At 54.5% G+C, this 21,390-nt stretch carries 17 protein-coding genes and 1 tRNA gene; 13 read left to right on the forward strand and 5 right to left on the reverse strand.

All coding sequences use genetic code 11. The annotated features are described in order from the left end of the window. Window positions 1-21 precede the first annotated feature (21 nt). Window positions 22-2,355 (forward strand): molybdopterin guanine dinucleotide-containing S/N-oxide reductase, encoded by a 2,334-nt coding sequence (locus MUU46_RS11960; protein WP_258965630.1) that lies wholly within the window; start codon window positions 22-24, stop codon window positions 2,353-2,355. On the opposite strand, the gene MUU46_RS11965 is transcribed toward MUU46_RS11960, so the two are convergent. Further along, window positions 2,324-2,764, reverse strand: coding sequence for an N-acetyltransferase (locus tag MUU46_RS11965; protein ID WP_258965631.1), 441 nt, complete (start codon window positions 2,762-2,764; stop codon window positions 2,324-2,326). The two genes, MUU46_RS11960 and MUU46_RS11965, sit on opposite strands and share 32 nt — an antisense overlap. Continuing rightward, window positions 2,742-3,323, reverse strand: a complete 582-nt coding sequence (gene tag / locus MUU46_RS11970; RefSeq protein ID WP_159757280.1) for a DNA-3-methyladenine glycosylase I — start codon at window positions 3,321-3,323, stop codon at window positions 2,742-2,744. The genes MUU46_RS11965 and tag overlap by 23 nt, the downstream gene beginning before the upstream one ends. Before the next feature lie 142 nt (window positions 3,324-3,465). Between tag and MUU46_RS11975 the strand changes: the two genes are divergently transcribed. The 9 genes from MUU46_RS11975 to dppF all read left to right on the forward strand — a co-directional run bounded on the left by MUU46_RS11975 (window position 3,466) and on the right by dppF (window position 14,120). Beyond that, the gene (locus MUU46_RS11975; RefSeq protein ID WP_159757282.1) at window positions 3,466-4,176 is read left to right on the forward strand and encodes an autotransporter domain-containing protein; all 711 of its coding nucleotides are present in this window, start codon (window positions 3,466-3,468) and stop codon (window positions 4,174-4,176) included. A gap of 232 nt (window positions 4,177-4,408) precedes the next feature. Next, window positions 4,409-5,611 carry an L-lactate MFS transporter gene (locus MUU46_RS11980; protein ID WP_258965632.1) on the forward strand — a complete coding sequence of 401 codons (1,203 nt, stop codon included), beginning with the start codon at window positions 4,409-4,411 and terminating at the stop codon, window positions 5,609-5,611. A gap of 244 nt (window positions 5,612-5,855) precedes the next feature. Then, complete coding sequence (gene eptB, locus MUU46_RS11985) at window positions 5,856-7,538, forward strand: kdo(2)-lipid A phosphoethanolamine 7''-transferase (RefSeq protein WP_159757286.1); 1,683 nt, start codon at window positions 5,856-5,858, stop codon at window positions 7,536-7,538. A gap of 90 nt (window positions 7,539-7,628) precedes the next feature. Beyond that, a tRNA-Pro gene (locus MUU46_RS11990) sits at window positions 7,629-7,705 on the forward strand. Window positions 7,706-8,421: 716 nt separating this feature from the next. Next, window positions 8,422-10,029, forward strand: coding sequence for a dipeptide ABC transporter periplasmic-binding protein DppA (dppA, locus tag MUU46_RS11995; RefSeq protein WP_258965633.1), 1,608 nt, complete (start codon window positions 8,422-8,424; stop codon window positions 10,027-10,029). Window positions 10,030-10,190: 161 nt separating this feature from the next. Further along, window positions 10,191-11,210, forward strand: coding sequence for a dipeptide ABC transporter permease DppB (gene dppB, locus MUU46_RS12000; RefSeq protein ID WP_159757290.1), 1,020 nt, complete (start codon window positions 10,191-10,193; stop codon window positions 11,208-11,210). A 9-nt stretch (window positions 11,211-11,219) separates the two neighbouring features. Beyond that, the gene (gene dppC, locus MUU46_RS12005) at window positions 11,220-12,119 is read left to right on the forward strand and encodes a dipeptide ABC transporter permease DppC (protein WP_159757292.1); all 900 of its coding nucleotides are present in this window, start codon (window positions 11,220-11,222) and stop codon (window positions 12,117-12,119) included. Window positions 12,120-12,129: 10 nt separating this feature from the next. Then, complete coding sequence (gene dppD / locus MUU46_RS12010) at window positions 12,130-13,113, forward strand: dipeptide ABC transporter ATP-binding protein (protein ID WP_159757294.1); 984 nt, start codon at window positions 12,130-12,132, stop codon at window positions 13,111-13,113. Further along, window positions 13,110-14,120, forward strand: coding sequence for a dipeptide ABC transporter ATP-binding subunit DppF (dppF, locus tag MUU46_RS12015; protein WP_258965634.1), 1,011 nt, complete (start codon window positions 13,110-13,112; stop codon window positions 14,118-14,120). The genes dppD and dppF overlap by 4 nt, the downstream gene beginning before the upstream one ends. 60 nt (window positions 14,121-14,180) lie before the next feature. Here the strand turns inward: dppF and bcsG are convergent, their stop codons facing one another. From bcsG to bcsE, 3 genes are read right to left on the reverse strand one after another with little or no spacing between them, the layout of a single operon-like run. After that, window positions 14,181-15,860 carry a cellulose biosynthesis protein BcsG gene (gene bcsG / locus MUU46_RS12020; RefSeq protein WP_159757298.1) on the reverse strand — a complete coding sequence of 560 codons (1,680 nt, stop codon included), beginning with the start codon at window positions 15,858-15,860 and terminating at the stop codon, window positions 14,181-14,183. Then, window positions 15,853-16,050 carry a cellulose biosynthesis protein BcsF gene (gene bcsF, locus MUU46_RS12025; protein WP_159757300.1) on the reverse strand — a complete coding sequence of 66 codons (198 nt, stop codon included), beginning with the start codon at window positions 16,048-16,050 and terminating at the stop codon, window positions 15,853-15,855. The genes bcsG and bcsF overlap by 8 nt, the downstream gene beginning before the upstream one ends. After that, entirely contained in the window at window positions 16,047-17,606 is a 1,560-nt protein-coding gene (bcsE, locus tag MUU46_RS12030; protein WP_159757302.1) for a cellulose biosynthesis protein BcsE, read from the reverse strand. The genes bcsF and bcsE overlap by 4 nt, the downstream gene beginning before the upstream one ends. Window positions 17,607-17,823: 217 nt before the next feature. Here bcsE and bcsR point away from each other — a divergent pair, with 217 nt between their 5' ends. The 3 genes from bcsR to bcsA are packed head-to-tail and all read left to right on the forward strand — an operon-like array spanning window position 17,824 to window position 21,389. Further along, window positions 17,824-18,021: a cellulose biosynthesis protein BcsR gene (gene bcsR, locus MUU46_RS12035; protein WP_159757304.1), complete on the forward strand. Its 198-nt coding sequence runs from the start codon at window positions 17,824-17,826 to the stop codon at window positions 18,019-18,021. Beyond that, complete coding sequence (bcsQ, locus tag MUU46_RS12040) at window positions 18,022-18,774, forward strand: cellulose biosynthesis protein BcsQ (protein WP_159757306.1); 753 nt, start codon at window positions 18,022-18,024, stop codon at window positions 18,772-18,774. Continuing rightward, on the forward strand, window positions 18,771-21,389 hold the full coding sequence (bcsA, locus tag MUU46_RS12045) for a UDP-forming cellulose synthase catalytic subunit (protein WP_258965635.1): 2,619 nt from the start codon (window positions 18,771-18,773) through the stop codon (window positions 21,387-21,389). Before bcsQ ends, bcsA begins: the two co-directional genes overlap by 4 nt. Window position 21,390 lies beyond the last annotated feature (1 nt).

Raw genomic sequence — 21,390 nt, forward strand, 5'->3', positions numbered from 1 at the left:
TCCGTTAACCAGGAGCCTGTTTTGGCCAACTCATCTGCAACAAAAACCATTCTGACCGCCGCCCACTGGGGGCCCATGCTGGTCGAAACCGATGGCGATACCGTGCTGGCATCTCGCGGTGCGCTTTCTGGGACATTTGAGAACTCGCTGCAAAGTGCGGTGCGTGATCAGGTGCACAGCAAAACGCGGGTCCGTTATCCGATGGTGCGTAAAGGTTTTTTGGCCACGCCGAACAGCCCACAGGGCGTACGCGGGCAGGATGAGTTTGTCCGGGTGAGCTGGGATGAGGCGCTGGATCTCATTCATGCCCAGCATCAACGTATCCGCGAAACACACGGCCCTGCATCGATTTTCGCAGGCTCCTACGGGTGGCGCTCTAACGGCGTGCTGCACAAAGCGGCGACGCTGTTACAGCGCTACATGAGCCTCGCGGGCGGTTATACCGGGCATCTGGGGGATTACTCCACCGGTGCGGCGCAGGCGATTATGCCGTATGTGGTCGGCGGCAATGAGGTGTATCAGCAGCAGACCAGCTGGCCGCTGATTCTGGAACATACTGACGTGGTGGTATTGTGGAGTGCGAATCCGCTGAATACCCTGAAGATTGCTTGGAACGCCTCCGACGAGCAGGGCATGACGTTCTTCGACACGCTGCGTAACAGCGGCAAGCGACTGATTTGCATCGATCCGATGCGTTCGGAAACCGTCGATTTCTTCGGGGAATCGATGGAGTGGCTGGCTCCGCACATGGGTACCGACGTGGCGCTGATGCTCGGCATTGCCCATACGCTGGTGGAAAATAACTGGCACGATACGACGTTCCTGGCACGCTGCACTACCGGCTACGCCCAGTTTGCTGAATATATGACCGGCGAGCGCGACGGCGTGGCGAAAACGGCCGAATGGGCGGCAGATATTTGCGGCATTGATGCGCCTAAAATCCGCGAACTGGCGGAAATTTTCCATCAAAACAGTACCATGCTGATGTCCGGCTGGGGTATGCAGCGCCAGCAGTTTGGCGAGCAGAAACACTGGATGCTGGTCACACTGGCAGCCATGCTCGGGCAGATTGGCACACCGGGCGGCGGTTTTGGTCTCTCTTATCATTTCTCCAACGGCGGAAATCCGACCCGACGTGCGGCGGTGCTGGCCTCGATGCAGGGCGGCGTCGCCAATGGCACTGATGCGGTGGATAAAATCCCGGTGGCGCGCATTGTCGAAGCGCTGGAAAACCCTGGCGCGCCGTATCAGCACAACGGCATGGACAGACACTTCCCGGACATCCGGTTTGTCTGGTGGGCGGGCGGCGCCAACTTTACCCATCATCAGGATACCAACCGCCTGATCCGCGCCTGGCAGAAGCCGGAACTGATCGTTATCTCAGAGTGTTTCTGGACCGCCGCCGCACGCCATGCAGACATCGTGCTGCCCGCGACCACCTCGTTCGAGCGCAACGATTTGACCATGACCGGGGATTACAGCAACCAGCATCTGGTGCCGATGAAACGCGTGGTCGCGCCACGCGATGAGGCGCGAGACGACTGGGAGGTGTTTGCCGAACTGAGCGAACGCTGGGAAGCGGGCGGGCGCGAGCGCTACACCGAAGGCAAAAGCGATCTGGAGTGGCTGGAAACCTTCTATGAGATTGCCGGGCAGCGCGGCGCGAGCCAGCAGGTGACGCTTCCCCCGTTCCAGCAATTCTGGGAAGCGAATCAGTTGATTGAGATGCCGGAGAGCGAGCAGAACGCGAAGTTCATCCGTTTCGCCGCCTTCCGTGAAGACCCGCATGCCAATCCGTTAAAAACCGATAGCGGTAAAATTGAAATTTATTCGCAGCGTATCGCGGGCTTCAATTACGCCGATTGCCCTGGACACCCGACCTGGCTTGAACCCGACGAGTGGCATGGTAATGCGCAAGCAGGGCAGTTACAGCTTTTGTCGGCGCATCCCGCACACCGTTTGCACAGCCAGCTGAATCACACGCGTCTGCGCGAGAAATACGCGGTGGCGGGGCGTGAGCCGCTGACGCTGCATCCTGACGACGCGAAAGCGCGTGGCATTGCCGACGGCGACCTGGTTCGCGTATGGAACGGGCGAGGGCAGGTTCTGGCGGGCGCGGTTGTGACAGAGGGCATTCGGGCAGGCATTATCTGTTTGCACGAAGGGGCGTGGCCGGATCTCGATAATCAGGCCGGGGGCATCTGTAAGAATGGCGCGGTAAACGTGCTGACGAAAGATCTCCCAAGCTCGAAGCTCGGCAACGGCTGTGCGGGAAATACCGCGCTGGCGTGGCTGGAGAAATACCACGGGCCAGCGCCCACGCTTACAGCATTCGATCCGCCTGCCAACGCATAATCCAGGTCGGTTGCCGGGTTTCATCCTGCCATGCGCTGTCCTGAATACGGAAACCCTGCGCATGGTAGAAATTCACCGCCCGGCTGTTTTTCTGGTACACCTCGAGGCTTAATTCCGGGTAGCGGTCGCAGACATACGCGAGCAGCGCCCGGCCAATGCCGCGTCCGATACAGGTGGGCGCGACAAATAGCGCGCCGACAAAGCGCTGGTCCATCACGCTGATAAACCCCTGCACCACACCATCCTCTTCCCACACCCACGTATGCGCGGCGGGCAGATACACATCGCGCACCAGCGGTTCGCTCTCATGCCAGTAGCTTTCCTCGATAAACGGATGCGCAAAAATAGTGCTATCCAGCCACAGCGTCAGCAGGGGTTGGCGGTCGCTATTTTGCCATTTGCGGATCATCGTCGCCTCCCGGATGGCAGAAACACGCGGTGACATGGTCGTTGACTAGCCCGCAAGCCTGCATAAAGGAGTAGCAGATAGTGGTGCCGACAAACTTAAAGCCGCGCTTTTTCAGTGCTTTCGACAGCGCATCCGACGCGGGCGTGCTGGTGGGGATTTCTGCCAGCGTCGCGGCACGCGTGGCCTGTGCATGGTTATCGACAAACGACCAGACGAAATCGGCAAACGGTTCACCGTTGGCTTCCATGGCAAGGAATGCGCGGGCGTTGCCAATAATTGACTGAATTTTTCCGCGATGGCGAATGATCCCGGCGTTGAGCACCAGTCGCTCTACGTCGGCTTCATCCATGGCCGCCACTTTTATGGGGTCGAAGTGGTGAAACGCGTCGCGATAGTTTTCACGTTTTTTCAGCACCGTTATCCAGGAAAGCCCGGCCTGCTGGCCTTCAAGGCAGATCATTTCAAACAGCTTTTGATTATCCCGCTGGGCCACGCCCCATTCGCTATCGTGATAGGCAATGTAAAGCGGGTCCTGACTTACCCAACCGCAACGTTCCATCTCACTCTCCCACTTTTCGATGTCGATGAAGAAATATTCAACCTGCCTTGACGGCAGAAATAAAATGACAATATTTAGTAATACGCACTCGCGTAAAAAATCATAACAACAATGCCGGATTCGGCTCTTTCGGAGTCGCCAAATGATTATTAAAAGATGCAATGGCTACCGGGGTGGTATCTACCCGGCATCTGTTTTTGTGTGGATGTCTCTTGCGACATCAGCTTTCGCCTGGCAACAGGAATATATCGTTACTGACCCACAAAGTAATATGCCGGAACGCTATACCTGGGATAGCGATCACCAACCGCGTTATGACGACATTCTGGCGGAACGCATCAGCGCGACGCAAGTTCAGCCGGGTATGGCGATGAATCAACCCGATGATACCCCGCTGGATGCGACCCGCACGCTGAGCATGGTCTGGAATATTCCGTTGACTGCCCTGTTCACGACCGGGCCGGTGGCGAGTTGGCATTATGATGGATCTGCCACGTCGACCTGGAATGAATTTGGCGACAGCGGGACCAGCACCACGGCGCTGACTGACCCGATGTGGCACGCCAGCAGCAGCACGCTGGGCTGGCGTCTCGACTCGCAGCCGCTGTGGGGTGTGCATCCGTGGGCGCAAATCAGCTATAACCAGCAGTTTGGCGATAATCAATGGAAGTCACAGTCGGGCCTGAACCGCACGCCGACATCCACGCAGGACGGAAATTGGTTCGACGTCACCGTGGGCGCCGATATGCTGCTTAATCAGCATGTTGCGGCATATGCGTCACTGTCCCAAGCCGATAATATGAGCGAAGGAGCCAATTATCTATACATCATGGGATTGAGTGCTCGCTTTTAACATGTTGTTATCGTCATAAATACATCTTTAATTTCATTTGTTCACAGTGTTTACGCGCTCTGTCGTGATAGTTAACACTAACCTCTCCCGCGTTTTTATTTTGGCAATGTCATTCATTCTCCTCTCAGTGCATTTCATTCCGCACTGACGGCAGTTCATGCCTTTTTTAACCCAGCCTGAAATACACTTCGTTATTTTAGCTGCAGTTAATTTTGATAAGGCATCTACGCCCATGAATACTGCAATCCGTCCTTCTACCCGCTGGCTGACGCTGGTTGGAACCATCATCACCCAATTTGCACTCGGTTCGGTTTATACCTGGAGCCTGTTTAACGGCGCGCTGTCCGAAAAGCTCGATGAACCTATCAGCCAGGTCGCATTTTCCTTCGGTCTGTTAAGCCTCGGTCTGGCCATTTCCTCGTCCATAGCCGGTAAACTGCAAGAGCGTTTTGGCGTGAAGCGCGTCACTATGGCCTCCGGGATCCTGCTCGGCCTGGGCTTCTTCCTCACCGCACATGCTAACAATCTGATGATGCTGTGGTTGAGCGCCGGGGTGCTGGTTGGTCTGGCGGACGGGGCGGGTTATCTGCTGACGTTGTCGAACTGCGTAAAATGGTTCCCGGAACGTAAAGGGCTGATTTCCGCGTTTTCCATTGGCGCGTATGGCCTGGGTAGCCTGGGCTTCAAATTCATCGACAGCCAGCTGCTGGTGAGCGTCGGCCTGGAAAAAACCTTTATCATCTGGGGCGCGATTGTGCTGGTGATGATTGTGTTTGGCGCAACGCTGATGAAAGATGCGCCGCTGCAGGAGGTTAAAACCACCAACGGCGTGGTAGAGAACGACTTCAGCCTTGCGCAGTCAATGCGTAAACCACAGTACTGGATGCTGGCGGTGATGTTCCTGACTGCCTGCATGAGTGGTCTGTACGTGATTGGCGTGGCGAAAGATATTGCCCAGGGCATGGTGCATCTGGACGTAATGACGGCGGCGAACGCGGTCACCGTGATTTCCATCGCCAACCTGGGTGGCCGTCTGGTGCTCGGTATTCTGTCCGACAAAATTGCCCGTATCCGTGTTATCACCATCGGTCAGGTGATTTCCCTGGTTGGTATGGCGGCGCTGCTGTTTGCTCCGCTGAATGCGATGACCTTCTTCGCAGCGATTGCCTGCGTGGCCTTCAACTTTGGCGGCACCATTACCGTGTTCCCGTCGCTGGTGAGCGAGTTCTTCGGCCTGAATAATCTGGCGAAAAACTACGGCGTGATTTATCTCGGTTTCGGGATTGGTAGCATCTGCGGTTCGATCATTGCGTCCCTGTTCGGCGGTTTCTACGTGACCTTCTGCGTCATCTTCGCACTGCTGATTTTGTCTCTGGCGCTGTCGACCACCATTCGTCAGCCAAATTGTGCAGTGTTTGAAGAGGCTCATGCCTGATATTGAACGGCATAACCCCTGCCGGTAACACATTCCTGCCATAAATCTTCCGATCCGGGCCATTATTTTTGTAAATATTGCCCGGATCACACTTCCTGATGACACTTTTCTCCTGCGCTATGGTCTACTCACTGCGCTTATAGACGTTTCTCATAACTGTTCCTTACGCGATTACCTAGTCTACTTACTGTCATGCCGATAGCTAAGTCGGTTTTTTGTGCCCCTTTTCCCAGGGTTTGCTTGCATGAATTATATTAAATCTTTAACACAACAGCGGTTGTGCCTGTTCCTCGCCTTGTATATCGGTCTGTTCCTTAACGGCGCGGTATTGGTCAGAAGACTGACGGGCTATCTCGAAAATCCTACGTTCGTAAATGGAATTTTTGCCATTATCGAAATTTGCGGCTCGGTACTGGTGACATTCTGCCTACTGCGCTTGATCTCTATCTTGGGCCGTCGCCCTTGGCAGATTCTGACCTCGCTGGTGGTCATTATCTCCGTTGCCGCCAGCTACTACATGACCTTTATGAACGTCGTCATTGGCTACGGCATTGTTGCCTCGGTGATGACCACCGATGTTGATCTGTCAAAAGAGGTCATCGGCCAAGGCCTGATGATGTGGACGGTGCTGGCAAGTTTGCCGCCGCTGTTCTTTATCTGGAGCAACCGTTGCCGCTATACGCTGCAACGCCAACTACGTACTCGCGGGCAGCGCGTGCGTAATATCGCCGTGGTGGTGATGGCTGGCCTACTGGTCTGGGCCCCGATCCGATTAATGGACCGTCACCAGAAACAGGTTGAGAAAACGTCTCAGGGCGATGCGCCGAGCTACGGTGGCATCATTGCCAATTCCTATCTGCCGTCGAACTGGGTATCCGCGCTGGGCCTGTACGCCTGGGCGCAGGTCGATGAATCATCCGACAGTCGCTCCCTGATTAACCCGGCGAAAAAATTCACCTATGTGGCACCGGGGAAAGACCTGGATGACACCTATGTGGTGTTCATCATCGGCGAAACCACCCGCTGGGATCACATGGGCATTCTGGGCTATGACCGGAATACCACACCGAAGCTGTCCCAAGAGAAAAACCTGGTTGCCTATCGCGGCACGTCCTGCGACACCGCGACTAAGCTCTCATTGCGCTGCATGTTTGTACGCGAGGGCGGGGCAGAGAATAACCCTCAGCGTACGCTGAAAGAGCAGAACGTCTTTGCGGTGTTGAAACAGCTGGGCTTTAGCTCAGACCTGTTCGCCATGCAGAGTGAAATCTGGTTCTACAGCAACACCATGGCTGACAACATTGCTTATCGTGAACAGATTGGCGCCGAGCCGCGTAACCGTGGCAAAGACGTGGCGGACAAACTGCTGCTGCCGGAAATTGCGCAGTCGCTGGAAAGCCATCCGAACGGCAAGCATTTGATCATCCTGCATACCAAGGGCTCGCACTGGAGTTACTACCAGCGCTACACCCGTGATTTTGCAAAATGGCAGCCGGAGTGCGTTGGCATCAACGACGAATGCAGTAAGAAGGAGATGATCAATGCTTATGACAACTCGGTGCTGTACGTGGATACCTTCATCAGTGATGTGCTGAATCAGCTGCGCGATAAGAAGGCAATCGTCTTCTATGCCGCCGACCACGGTGAGTCGATCAACGAGAAAGAGCACCTGCACGGTACGCCACGCATGCTGGCTCCACCTGAGCAGTTCCGTGTGCCGATGCTGGTATGGATGTCCGATAAGTATCTGGAAAATCCAGCGCATCAGCAGGCGTTTACGCAGCTGAAAAAGGAAGCTGACATGAAGGTACCGCGTCGTCACGTGGAACTGTATGACACCATCATGGGTTGTCTCGGATACACTTCGCCAGACGGCGGGATTAACGAGAATAACAACTGGTGTCACGTCCCGGCTAAAAGCCAGTAATGAGACGGCGAGTTTCTCGCCGATCGACAAGGCTTTTGCTGAAAAGGGATTGACGGGGCCGAATCGCAGCAGTAACATGCGGCCCGCATTCGGCGAGTAGCGCAGCTTGGTAGCGCAACTGGTTTGGGACCAGTGGGTCGGAGGTTCGAATCCTCTCTCGCCGACCACATTCGAAAAAACCGCTCTTTTGAGCGGTTTTTTTATGTCTGTAGTTCTTCGCGTGTTTGCCCCCTTGAGGGTACTTTTTCTTGGCCTGCGTCCGGTAGTGTAGGCCCGGTAAGCGCAGCGCCACTGGGTACTTACCGGCTTCTATCTTGACGCTGAAACATCACAAAATCCTCTGCCCAGAGACTCCCCGCTGTCAGTTAACTATTTTGTGACATATTCCATTGTATTTTTTTATATTTGGTTAGCCTTTTTCTTGCGTTTCTTATGGATAACATCAGCATTTTCAGCTGTGCGTTTTAACGTTCACGCTATTAATCGCTCAGATTATCGCCATTGAGGAAGAAATTTTTATCATTTCGCACAATTGTTAATCACTGGTTATTTCCGGGTGTGAAGATGATTATGCTGCTGTTAACCCCGTAGCATAAATTTCCCTGCTGAGAATCCCCTTCCGAAGTTTTTTTAATCTTTGCCTGAGGATTCTCACCGCTGATGTAAATCCCGGTTACCTGTATTGACGTTTGCACATTCTGTTGACAGATTGTAGGGCATGAGGGGCATTTCAGGGAGAATCTGCGCTGCTACTCAGTTGCTCTTCTGAAAGGAATCTCCAACCCTTTTAACGCCTTCGGGCACTACCGAACAGACCGGTTAAAAAACAAAAAAAGGTCTGGCGGAAAACACAACAAACAAACATCACATTTGGAGCAGAATAATGAGTATTTCCTTGAAAAAGTCAGGGATGCTGAAGCTTGGTCTTAGCCTTGTGGCCTTGACTGTGGCGGCAAGCGTGCAGGCCAAAACCCTGGTTTACTGTTCTGAAGGCTCGCCGGAAGGCTTTAACCCACAGCTGTTCACCTCTGGTACGACTTACGACGCAAGCTCCGTGCCTATCTACAACCGTCTGGTTGAATTCAAAACCGGCACCACGGAAATTATTCCGGGTCTGGCAGAGAAGTGGGATGTCAGCGCCGACGGCAAAACCTATACCTTCCACCTGCGCCCAGGCGTTAAGTGGCAGGACAACAAAGATTTCAAACCGACGCGTGACTTAAACGCCGATGACATCGTGTTCTCCTTCGATCGTCAGAAAAACGACAAAAACCCGTACCACAAAGTGTCTGGCGGCAGCTATGAATACTTTGAAGGCATGGGCCTGCCGGACCTGATAAGCGAAGTGAAGAAAGTGGACGATAATACCGTTCAGTTCGTGCTGACGCGTCCAGAAGCACCGTTCCTCGCCGACCTGGCGATGGACTTTGCATCGATTCTGTCAAAAGAATATGCAGACAACATGCTGAAAGCCGGCACGCCGGAAAAAATCGACCTGAACCCAATCGGTACCGGTCCATTCCAGCTGCTGCAGTACCAGAAAGACTCTCGTATCCTGTATAAAGCGTTCCCGGGCTACTGGGGTACCAAACCGCAAATCGACCGCCTGGTGTTCTCTATCACCCCAGATGCGTCCGTACGTTACGCCAAACTGCAGAAAAACGAATGTCAGGTGATGCCGTACCCGAACCCGGCAGACATCGCTCGCATGAAGCAGGACAAAAACATCAACCTGCTGCAGCAGGCTGGCCTGAACGTGGGCTACCTCTCCTTTAACACTGAGAAGAAACCGCTGGATGACGTGAAAGTTCGTCAGGCGCTGACTTATGCGGTGAACAAAGAGGCGATTATCAAAGCCGTTTATCAGGGCGCGGGCGTTGCTGCCAAGAACCTGATCCCACCAACCATGTGGGGCTATAACGACGATGTGAAGGATTACACCTACGATCCGGAAAAAGCCAAAGCGCTGCTGAAAGAGTCTGGCCATGCCGATGGTTTCAGCATTGACCTGTGGGCGATGCCGGTACAGCGTCCGTACAACCCGAACGCTCGCCGTATGGCTGAGATGATTCAGGCTGACTGGGCGAAAGTAGGCGTGAAAGCCAACATCGTGACCTACGAGTGGGGCGAGTACCTGAAACGCGCCAAAGCGGGTGAGCATCAGACCGTCATGATGGGCTGGACCGGTGATAATGGGGATCCGGATAACTTCTTCGCGACCCTGTTCAGCTGTGCCGCGGCGAAAGACGGTTCAAACTACTCTCGCTGGTGTTATAAGCCGTTTGAAGACCTGATTCAGCCTGCACGTGCTGCTGAAGATCACAACAAGCGTATTGAACTGTACAAACAGGCTCAGGTAGTGATGCATGACCAGGCTCCGGCGCTGATCATTGCTCACTCCACCGTGTACGAGCCAGTGCGTAAAGAAGTCAAAGGCTATGTGGTTGATCCATTAGGTAAGCACCACTTCGAGAACGTCTCCATCGAATAATTAAAAATGTAAGGGGTACGCGAGTACCCCTCTATGCCCGGCGACGCTGCGCCTGCACGGGCCTACGAATGTAGGCCGGGTAAGCGCGGCGCCACCCGGCAGTTGTGAGCAATACAGACGTGCTGTCGCCAGGCAGAGCGTCATGAGAGAGAATCCGGGTTATGTTGCAGTTCATCCTCCGACGTCTGGGATTAGTCATCCCGACCTTTATCGGTATCACCCTGCTGACCTTTGCCTTTGTCCATATGATCCCCGGTGACCCGGTGATGATTATGGCCGGTGAGCGCGGTATTTCCCCTGAGCGTCACGCACAGCTTCTGGCTGCCATGGGCCTTGATAAGCCAATGTGGCAACAGTATCTCCATTATATCTGGGGCGTTCTTCACGGCGATTTAGGGATCTCGCTGAAGAGCCGTCTGCCGGTATGGGACGAATTCGTTCCGCGATTTAAAGCCACGCTGGAACTCGGCGTCTGCGCCATGATTTTCGCCATTGCCGTCGGTATTCCTGTGGGCGTGCTGGCTGCGGTCAAACGCGGTTCTATCTTCGATCACACCGCGGTGGGTATCGCATTAACCGGTTACTCCATGCCTATCTTCTGGTGGGGCATGATGCTCATCATGCTGGTGTCGGTACAGCTGAACCTGGCACCGGTCTCAGGACGTATCAGCGATGCGGTGTTCCTCGATGACACGCTGCCGCTAACGGGTTTCATGCTGATTGATACCGCTATCTGGGGTGAACCGGGTAACTTCATTGATGCCGTCGCACACATGGTTCTGCCTGCGGTGGTGCTCGGCACCATCCCTCTGGCGGTTATCGTGCGTATGACCCGTTCGGCGATGCTGGAAGTGCTCGGCGAAGACTATATCCGTACCGCGCGTGCGAAGGGCCTGACCCGGATGCGCGTCATCATTGTGCATGCGCTGCGTAATGCCATGCTGCCAGTGGTGACGGTTATCGGTTTGCAGGTCGGCACGCTGTTGGCGGGTGCGATTCTGACCGAAACGATCTTCTCCTGGCCGGGCCTTGGGCGCTGGCTGATTGATGCCCTGCAGCGCCGTGATTATCCGGTTGTGCAAGGCGGGGTCCTGCTGGTTGCGACGATGATTATCCTCGTTAACCTGCTGGTCGACCTGCTGTACGGCGTGGTGAACCCGCGTATTCGTCATAGGAAGTAAGGGGCCATCATGTCACAAGTCACTGAAAATAAAGTAGCAGCACCGGTGCCAATGACCCCATTGCAGGAGTTCTGGCACTATTTCAAACGTAATAAAGGCGCGGTTGTCGGTCTGGTGTATGTGGTGGCGGTGATGCTCATCGCTATTTTCGCCAACGTTCTCGCACCGTTTAACCCCGCGGACCAGTTCCGTGATTCTCTGCTGGCGCCACCGTTCTGGCAGGACGGCGGCACGCTGACGCATTTGCTCGGTACCGATGACGTCGGCCGTGACGTGCTGTCTCGTCTGATGTACGGCGCACGTCTGTCGCTGCTGGTGGGCTGTCTGGTGGTGGTGCTGTCGCTGGTACTGGGGGTCGTGCTCGGGCTGGTGGCAGGCTATTTCGGCGGCATCATCGATAACATCATCATGCGCATCGTCGACATCATGCTGGCCCTGCCAAGCCTGCTGCTGGCGCTGGTACTGGTGGCGATCTTCGGTCCGTCGATCGGTAACGCCGCGTTGGCACTAACCTTTGTGGCCTTGCCTCACTACGTGCGACTGACGCGCGGGGCGGTGATGGTGGAGGTCAATCGCGACTACGTGACCGCGTCTCGTGTGGCGGGTGCGGGCGCAATGCGTCAGATGTTCGTCAACATTCTCCCAAACTGTCTTGCGCCGCTGATTGTTCAGGCGTCGCTCGGTTTCTCAAACGCCATTCTCGATATGGCTGCTCTTGGCTTCCTTGGCATGGGTGCGCAGCCGCCAACACCGGAGTGGGGCACCATGCTCTCCGACGTGTTGCAGTTCGCGCAAAGCGCCTGGTGGGTTGTGACCTTCCCGGGTCTGGCGATCCTGTTTACGGTGCTGGCATTTAACCTGATGGGCGACGGTCTGCGTGACGCGCTGGATCCCAAACTGAAGCAGTAAGAGGCACGAGATGGCGTTATTAAATGTAGATAAATTATCAGTGCACTTCGGCGACGAAGGCACCCCGTTCCGTGCCGTGGACCGCATCAGCTATAGCGTAAATCAGGGCGAAGTGGTCGGTATTGTTGGGGAATCCGGTTCCGGTAAATCCGTCAGCTCGCTGGCGATCATGGGGCTGATTGATTACCCAGGTCGCGTGATGGCGGAAAAACTGGAGTTTAACGGTCGCGACCTGCAGCGCATTTCCGAAAAAGAACGCCGCCAGCTGGTGGGCGCGGAAGTGGCAATGATTTTCCAGGATCCGATGACCAGCCTGAACCCGTGCTACACCGTCGGTTTCCAGATTATGGAAGCGATTAAAGTGCACCAGGGCGGCAACAAGAAAACGCGTCGTCAGCGGGCCATCGATCTGCTGAATCTGGTCGGTATTCCCGATCCGGCCTCACGTCTCGACGTGTATCCGCATCAGCTTTCGGGCGGGATGAGCCAGCGCGTCATGATTGCGATGGCGATTGCCTGTCGGCCGAAACTGCTGATTGCCGACGAACCGACTACCGCACTGGATGTCACCATTCAGGCGCAAATCATCGAGCTGCTGCTGGAGTTGCAGCAGAAAGAGAACATGGCGCTGGTACTGATTACGCACGACCTGGCGCTGGTGGCAGAAGCGGCACATAAAATCATCGTGATGTACGCAGGCCAGGTGGTGGAAACCGGGGCCGCGCAGGATATCTTCCGCGCGCCGCGTCACCCGTACACTCAGGCACTGCTGCGAGCGCTGCCGGAGTTTGCGCAGGATAAAGCGCGTCTGGCCTCGTTGCCGGGCGTCGTTCCGGGCAAGTACGACCGCCCGAATGGCTGCCTGCTCAACCCGCGCTGCCCGTATGCTACTGACAGATGTCGTGCTGAAGAACCGGAACTGAATACCGTCGACGGCGGTCGTCAGTCCAAATGCCATTACCCCCTCGATGATGCCGGGAGGCCAACATTATGAGTACGCCTGAGGCCACCTCGAAGCCGCTGTTGCATGCTATCGACCTGAAAAAACACTATCCGGTGAAGAAGGGCTTTTTTGCCCCGGAGCGCCTGGTGAAAGCGCTGGATGGCGTCTCATTCACCCTCGAACGCGGTAAAACGCTGGCAGTGGTGGGTGAATCCGGCTGTGGAAAATCCACGCTTGGCCGTCTGCTGACGATGATTGAAATCCCGACCGGGGGCGAGCTTTATTACCAGGGACAGGATCTGCTCAAGCATGATCCGGAGGCGCAGAAACTGCGTCGGCAGAAGATCCAAATCGTGTTCCAGAACCCGTACGGATCGCTGAACCCGCGTAAGAAAGTCAGCCAGATCCTCGAAGAGCCGTTGCAAATTAACACCACGCTGAACAAAGCGGAGCGCAAGGCGAAAGTGCTGGAAATGATGGCCAAAGTTGGCCTGAAAACCGAGCATTACGATCGCTATCCGCACATGTTCTCCGGCGGTCAGCGCCAGCGTATTGCCATTGCCCGCGGCCTGATGCTGGACCCGGACGTAGTGATTGCCGATGAGCCGGTTTCTGCACTCGATGTTTCCGTGCGTGCGCAGGTGCTGAACCTGATGATGGATTTGCAGCAGGACATGGGGTTGTCGTATGTGTTCATCTCTCACGACCTGTCGGTGGTGGAACACATCGCTGATGAAGTCATGGTGATGTACCTCGGTCGTTGTGTGGAGAAGGGCAGCAAGGAGCAGATTTTCAGTAATCCGCGCCACCCGTACACCCAGGCGTTGCTGTCGGCGACTCCACGTCTGAACCCGGATGACCGTCGCGAGCGTATCAAGCTGACCGGAGAACTGCCGAGCCCGCTGAATCCGCCGCCGGGCTGTGCCTTTAATGCCCGCTGCCGTCGTCGCTTTGGCCCCTGCACTCAGTTGCAGCCCCAGCTTAAAGACTACGGTGGACAACTGGTGGCATGCTTTGCCGTTGATCAGGATGAAAACGGTGAAAAACCGCTGGCCTGACTATCTGGCCAGTAGGCATAAAAAAACCCGCTCAATGAGCGGGTTTTTTGTGGCTGGCGATTACTGCGGGTAAGGTACCCACTCGCCACCGTTGAGTTTCACGTACGGTTTGTTCTGGTACTGAATTACGACGGCGTTGGAGTTCTCCGACACCGGTGCCGTTTGCGGCAGTCCTTTGGTCAATTCATCCCAGTTCACGCTGTCCGCGGTGAACATCTTGCCATCGACGGCACGGGAAACCAGTTCCGATACCGCCAGCAGGCTGCTTGGCTGATCGATTTCAATGGCTGCGCCTTCATGTGGTGCTTTCATGCCGAAGAATTTCACCGCTGTCGGGACGTTGGTGATGTTCGGGCTTGGGATATCACGCAGACCAGAAACCTGCATTTTATCGCCTTTCAGCGCACCACCGTGCTCAGGCACGATAACCACCATCACTTTACGACCTGATTTTTCCAGCTCGGTAAAGAAGGTGTCCAGCTCATCAAACATAATCTGCGCGCGGGCTTTGTAGTCAGCCGGTTTGCTCTGACCAGGGAAGCGGTTACCGTCGTGCAGTGGCAGGATGTTGTAGAACGTCGCCGTTCGCGTACCCGGTTCTTTCAGCTCGGTTTCATTCCATCGATGCAGCTGGTCGAGCTCGCTATAGACCGGCGAACCGTCAAAGGCCACCAGGGTCTGCTTCAGGCCTTTCTGGTCCATCAGCGGCGCCTGCATATCACCGTAGTTACGCATCTCTTTCAGGAAGTCGCCGAACATGCCGTTGTGGCCCAGCATCAGCTGTGTTTTGAAGCCCAGCGCCGCCAGGTTATCAAACAGGTAGCACTGCTTGCCCGCCGGAGAATAGAGATCGGTGTGTGATGGCTGACCGCAGCTGGCGCGCAGCAGACGAATCGCCGCCGGGCCGCTGTAGGAGGTGGCAGAGTTAAAGTGTTTAAACACAATATCAAAGTGTGACCACAGCGGATGCTGCATCAGGCCCGCGGCTTCAATGTCATCCCAGGAGATGGAACAGATATTGATAACCAGCAGTTCGAACGGCTGTGCATCTGCCGGCAGTGTCGCAGGGAACGTGGTCTGACGTTTCTGCTCCGCAGCATAGAAGCTGGAAAGCCAGGCGTTCAGGTTCGCTGACGTTGGCGGTGCGGTTTGTGCCGGAATATCACCGACAACAGGTTTCGCATCTGCCGTGGCGACGGTTGCTGCCGCGGTTCCGCCTGTGGTGGTGACCGTGCCGGTCGCCTGACCACCAGGGAACAGTGAGAAGTTTGGGCCAACAACGGTAATGAGGTTCAGCCACACCATGATGACCACGGTGAATACCGTTATGCGAAGCCATTGGGTTAAGAACAGCCATGCAACCAGCAGGACGAAGAAAAGGCCGACCATCTGCCAGTTAATAAAGCGCGTTATCAGATCGATAACGTAGCTCATGCTGAAGCCCGCGACTTCCGAGCCCTGGCTTATGATGCTTTCCGGGCCAGGCAGCCAGGTATCGTGCCAGAACAGCGCAAAACCGATCGGGATGGCAATCCAGTGACGTATTTTGTGCAGTTTGCTGTTCGGAATGGGCAACAGCAGAAAGGCCATAAATACCAGGTTCTGCATGGCGTGGAAATTAAGATATCCCGCCCACAGCAGGCCAAACTTCGCCAGAAAGTAGAAGTTCCATCCAGAAAGGCCGCGCCAGTATTGCCAGAATGGCGATGAGGAGACGGCGGTTTGAGTAGGGTTAGTCATCGTTTTGCTTTGCCTTGACGAAATCTGACCGGCGCAGTGTGCCTGCCGGTTTTACATAACGGGGTCTAAAAAACATCAACCTGAAGGTTGTTTCAATACGGCGCAGGAAGTGACGCGCCATGTATCCCAGTGGGAAAAAAATCAGTGCGCACAGTACAACCAGCTGAATAATATCGCTAATTGACATCATTGAGGTTGTCCTCCTTGTGCGTCGGTAAGACGATGAGGTTTAGGGTAACGACGCCAGCTGCGTCCGTCGTGAACGGCATTCACCACCGGCGCTTTGTCGATGGTAATGGGTAATGGTGCATTCCAGCGATCGGCGGTGACCGCCCGCATTTCCACGATTTCCGCCGTAATCTGCTTATCTTCGAACCAAATCATGCGGTTCGAGAAAATATCGGCCGTCGGTAACGGGAAGATGTGGTTCAGCGCGGTATCCAAATCGTTTATGCGACAGAAGGTCAGGAACATCACCAGACGGTTATCGCCAATGGTCATGATATCGCCGAGGCGGTTCGGGCGGCACAGCGTTAACGCTTGTTCCACACGCAGGCCTGGCACCGGTCGCAACGCCACCATCACACCTTTGTTATCGGCAGGCAGCAGCGGGTTGTTCATAATATTGTGTACCGCTTTGCAGAAAATATCCCACTTCTGATAGCCACGAAGTTTCAGAGGCTGGGTCATCGACAGCAGCGTGCTGATTTCGTCCGGTACGTGACGCTGGAACTGCTGCTTCTGCACGCTTTCAACCAACGTCAGGCAGCGAGACAGCGGCGTATTCCATGGCACAACCAGGTTCGCGCCGCAGCCCAGCAGTAGACGTTCATCCGTTGCACGCAGGCTGGCGGTGATTTCGCGCACCACAATTTTCATCGCGCTGCCACGTTGACGGCGCAACGAGTGGATGTCGTGGGCGAGCTGTTCGATCTGGCTGGTTTGTTCGACGGTGAAAATCACAGTGGCAGCCTGAGCGGTACGCGCGGCATTAAACACTGCATCGTTGGTATCAAAGACTGACCAGTATTCTGACAGCGGCGGGGCACCTTCGAGGGCACTTTTAGTGCTCAGCACATCTTTTTCATCGCTGCGCGGTTGAACCACTGTTTCTTCACGTTCGGCCAATTGCCAGGTTTTACCAATATAGTTAACCTGAAGCTGTTGGCGCGCGCTGACGCCTTTTTCGTTGGCCCAGAATGCAATATCAAAAAGATGACTGTCGCCCTGGAAACGAAGACTTGCTAAACCGGAAAGTGAGCGATACTCGGCCAGTAATAGCGAAAGTTGTGCGTCAGTATTGTTACCTGGATTAAGAATAAGCAACGAGCAACGATAGTATTTAGCCCAGCGCTGGGCGCTATTTAACCATTTCTTTATGCGTTCTGGTGGAATATTCTGCCAGGCGTTATCTGAACACAGCAACATAAATATATGGTCCGCAGGATCAATAGAGCAAAGCAGATCCTGGCGTAGCGAGTATAGACCATTTTCATTCTTTGGCATGTTGAATAGGCGTATTTTTTCAGGACCGTGAGATCCATTTAATTTTACTATCTTCTGCGGTTTTTCTCCCATTGTAATCGCGGCGACTTTTGCATCAGAATTCTGTGCAGCAATCGTCTGATTCAGCAGGCTCACGGCGTCTTCACGACGTTCAACATTGATCCACCAAACACCACCCAGAGGCATATGGCTAACTTCGTCCCATAAGGACTCAATTCCAAGTGAAAATACAGGGTCCACGGTGTCCCTCTTGTGTAAGTTTGACTGTGTATTAGTTTACTAGCAAAACTCTCAGATTAAACCTAACATTGAAATTAAAGAGTAACAGATTTAGCATGTGAACGAATTTTCTGTTCGGACATAGTGTATCTAACTGATGAACTCGTGTTTTAGTTTCTTGAGCCAAAGAAATGTCCGATACGTTTATCCACGAAATGTCCGATAAAGGTTCAAAGAAATGTCTGAAAACGAAAGCCGGACAGCGTCAGAATCAACGCCTGGTTACACCTTCCAAAATGATTTTTTGGCTTTAAGTCGGGCATTCTCTTTGCCCGAAATAGATTATACCGATATTTCCCAACGCGAGCATCTTGCGGCCGCATTAAAGCGTTGGCCATTGCTGGCCGAGTTGGCGGAAAAAAATAAGGAAGCCTGAATGGCCATTCTGGGATTACAGGGCCTGCGAGGCGGCACTGGAACGACGTCTCTGACTGCCGCGCTGGGTTGGGCATTACAGTCTCTGGGCGAGACGGTCATCATTATCGATGCGTGCCCGGATAACATGCTGCGCTACTTTTTTAATGACAACATTGCGAATCGCGATGGCTGGGCGCGTGCGCTTTTAGATGGCAAAGATTGGCGTGATGCCGGGCTTCGGTACACGTCCCAGATCGATATTCTGCCATTTGGTCAAATTTCTGTAGCGGAACGTGTAAATGTACAGGCTTTGGCACAGGTACTACACCAAGCTGTAGACATTGTTCAGGCCCTCGATCAAAAGCGTCCGAACCATTGGGTGCTTATTGATTTACCCCATGATGTTCAGCCGTGGATGCATCCGCTGATTGAAGCCTGCAACCATATGCTGACCGTGGTAAATCCGGATGCGAATGTACATATCCGTCTGCATCAACAGGTTCTGCCGAAACACGGTCATATTCTGATCAACGACTTACGTATTGGCAGCCATATTCAGGACGATATTTATCGAATCTGGTTACAGAGCCAGCCTCGTATGCTGCCGGTGGTTATCCACCGTGACGAATCCGTGGCTGAGTGTCTGGCAGCCAAGCAACCGCTCGGGGAATATCGAAGCGATTCTTTAGCGGCAGAAGAAGTGGTCACGCTCGCGAACTGGTGTCTGATGCATTACGCGGGGACTCGTCCGGGCATGGAGTCGTCATCATGATACGTCTTACCGCCCTCTTGCTGGCACCGGAAGCGGGGGCGCGTCTGCGTGCGCGATATAGTGATTATCGTCGCCACAAATCGTCATGGCTGGGTGCCACCATGGGTTGCATCTGGGTTGCTCTCGCATGGCTGTTTATCCCGCTTGAACACCCACGCTGGCAGCGTATTCGTGCCAATTACAACGAACTGTATCCGCATATCAACGCGCACCGTCCGCGTCCGCTCGATCCGGTCCGCTATGTCCTGCAAAGCCTGTGGCTGGTGTTGACGCTTCCTATTGCAGAGCAAAAGAGCTTCAACTGGAAAGGGCTGAAAGCCATGTCCGGCGCGCGCGGTCGTTATCATAAGTGGATGGACGATCTGCCTGAAAGAATGAGCACCAAGACCGCGCATCTGGACCACAAAAAAGAGCTGACCCACGTTAACCCGAAAGTGCGAAAAATCATTCTTGGGACGGTGGTGTTCTGCTCGTTACTGTTGGCGCTGGTCTGCGTCACGCAGCCGTTTAATCCCATTTCACAATTTATCTTCCTGCTGCTGCTGTGGGGCATTGCGCTTATTGTTCGCAGGATGCCTGGGCGTTTCTCTGCGCTGATGCTGGTCGTGCTGTCGTTAACGGTGTCTTGTCGTTATATCTGGTGGCGTTATACCTCAACGCTGAACTGGAATGACCCGGTGAGCCTGGTCTGCGGCATGACGTTGCTGTTTGCAGAAACCTACGCCTGGGTCGTGCTGGTGCTCGGTTACTTCCAGGTTATCTGGCCGCTTAACCGCCAGCCAGTGCCGCTGCCAAAAGACATGGCTCTGTGGCCGTCTGTCGATATCTTTGTCCCGACCTATAACGAAGACCTGAGCGTGGTGAAAAACACCGTCTATGCGTCGTTGGGTATCGACTGGCCAAAAGACAAACTCAAAATCTGGATTCTGGATGATGGCGGCCGTGAAGAGTTCCGCCAGTTCGCCAAAGATGTCGGCGTGGAGTATGTCGCGCGTACCACTCATGAACATGCGAAAGCAGGCAATATCAACAATGCACTGAAGCTGGCGAAAGGGGATTTAGTCTCGATCTTCGACTGCGACCACGTGCCGACGCGCTCCTTCCTGCAAATGACGGTGGGCTGGTTCCTTAAAGATAAGAAGCTGGGTGTGATGCAGACCCCGCACCACTTCTTCTCTCCCGATCCATTCGAACGTAACCTCGGTCGTTTCCGTAAGACTCCAAACGAAGGCACGCTGTTCTACGGCTTGGTGCAGGACGGGAACGATATGTGGGATGCGACGTTCTTCTGTGGTTCTTGTGCGGTAATCCGCCGTGGGCCGCTGGATGAAGTGGGTGGGATTGCGGTTGAAACGGTAACTGAAGATGCGCATACCTCGCTGCGCCTGCACCGTCGGGGCTATACCTCTGCCTACATGCGTATACCGCAGGCGGCAGGTCTGGCGACTGAAAGCCTGTCGGCGCATATCGGCCAGCGTATTCGCTGGGCGCGCGGGATGGTGCAAATTTTCCGCATGGATAATCCGCTGTTCGGTAAAGGGCTGAAGTGGTCACAGCGTATCTGTTACGCCAACGCCATGTTGCACTTCTTATCCGGCGTACCGCGGCTTATCTTCCTGACGGCACCGCTGGCGTTCCTGCTGCTGCACGCTTACATCATTTATGCGCCGGCGCTGATGATTGCGCTGTTCGTTCTGCCGCATATGGTTCACGCCAGCCTGACTAACTCGAAAATTCAGGGCAAATATCGCCACTCGTTCTGGAGTGAGATTTACGAAACGGTGCTGGCCTGGTATATCGCCCCGCCAACCATCGTGGCGTTGATTAACCCAAAAATTGGTACGTTCAACGTGACGGCGAAAGGTGGCCTGGTGAAAGAAGAGTACGTCGACTGGGTGATTTCACGTCCGTACTTGTACCTGGTAATTCTGAACCTGGTGGGGATTGCTGTCGGTATCTGGCGCCACTTCACCGGTCCGGCGAATGAAGTCCTCACCGTGTGGGTCAGTATTGTGTGGGTGTTCTACAACCTGATTATTCTGGGCGGGGCCGTGGCCGTATCTGTTGAAAGTAAGCAGGTACGCCGTTCCCACCGCGTTGAGATGAAAATGCCTGCGGCAATTGCCCGCGAAGATGGACACCTGTTCTCCTGTACGCTACACGACTTCTCTGACGGCGGTGTAGGACTGACAATCAACGGCGATGGACAGGTTCTGGAAGGTCAGAAGGTTAATTTGCTGCTCAAACGTGGTCAGCAGGAATTCGCCTTCCCGATGCTGGTTGCCCGCGTAATGGGCAGCGAAATCGGTCTGCAACTGCTGCCGATGCCGACTCGCCAGCATATTGATTTTGTTCAGTGTACGTTTGCTCGCGCCGATACCTGGGCGCTGTGGCAAGACAGCTTCCCGGAAGATAAACCGCTGGAAAGTATGCTGGACATTTTAAAACTGGGGTTCCGTGGCTATCGCCACCTTGCGGAGTTCGCGCCGCCTTCGGTGAAATTTATTTTCCGATCGCTCCTCTCACTGGTTGCCTGGATTGTCTCCTTTATACCGCGTCGCCCTGAGCGCAACGTGGGTGAGATTCTCCCTGAACCGGCAATGGCTCAACAATGAT

It is taken from the genome of Scandinavium tedordense (genome assembly GCF_024764965.1).
Lineage (GTDB): Bacteria > Pseudomonadota > Gammaproteobacteria > Enterobacterales > Enterobacteriaceae > Scandinavium > Scandinavium tedordense.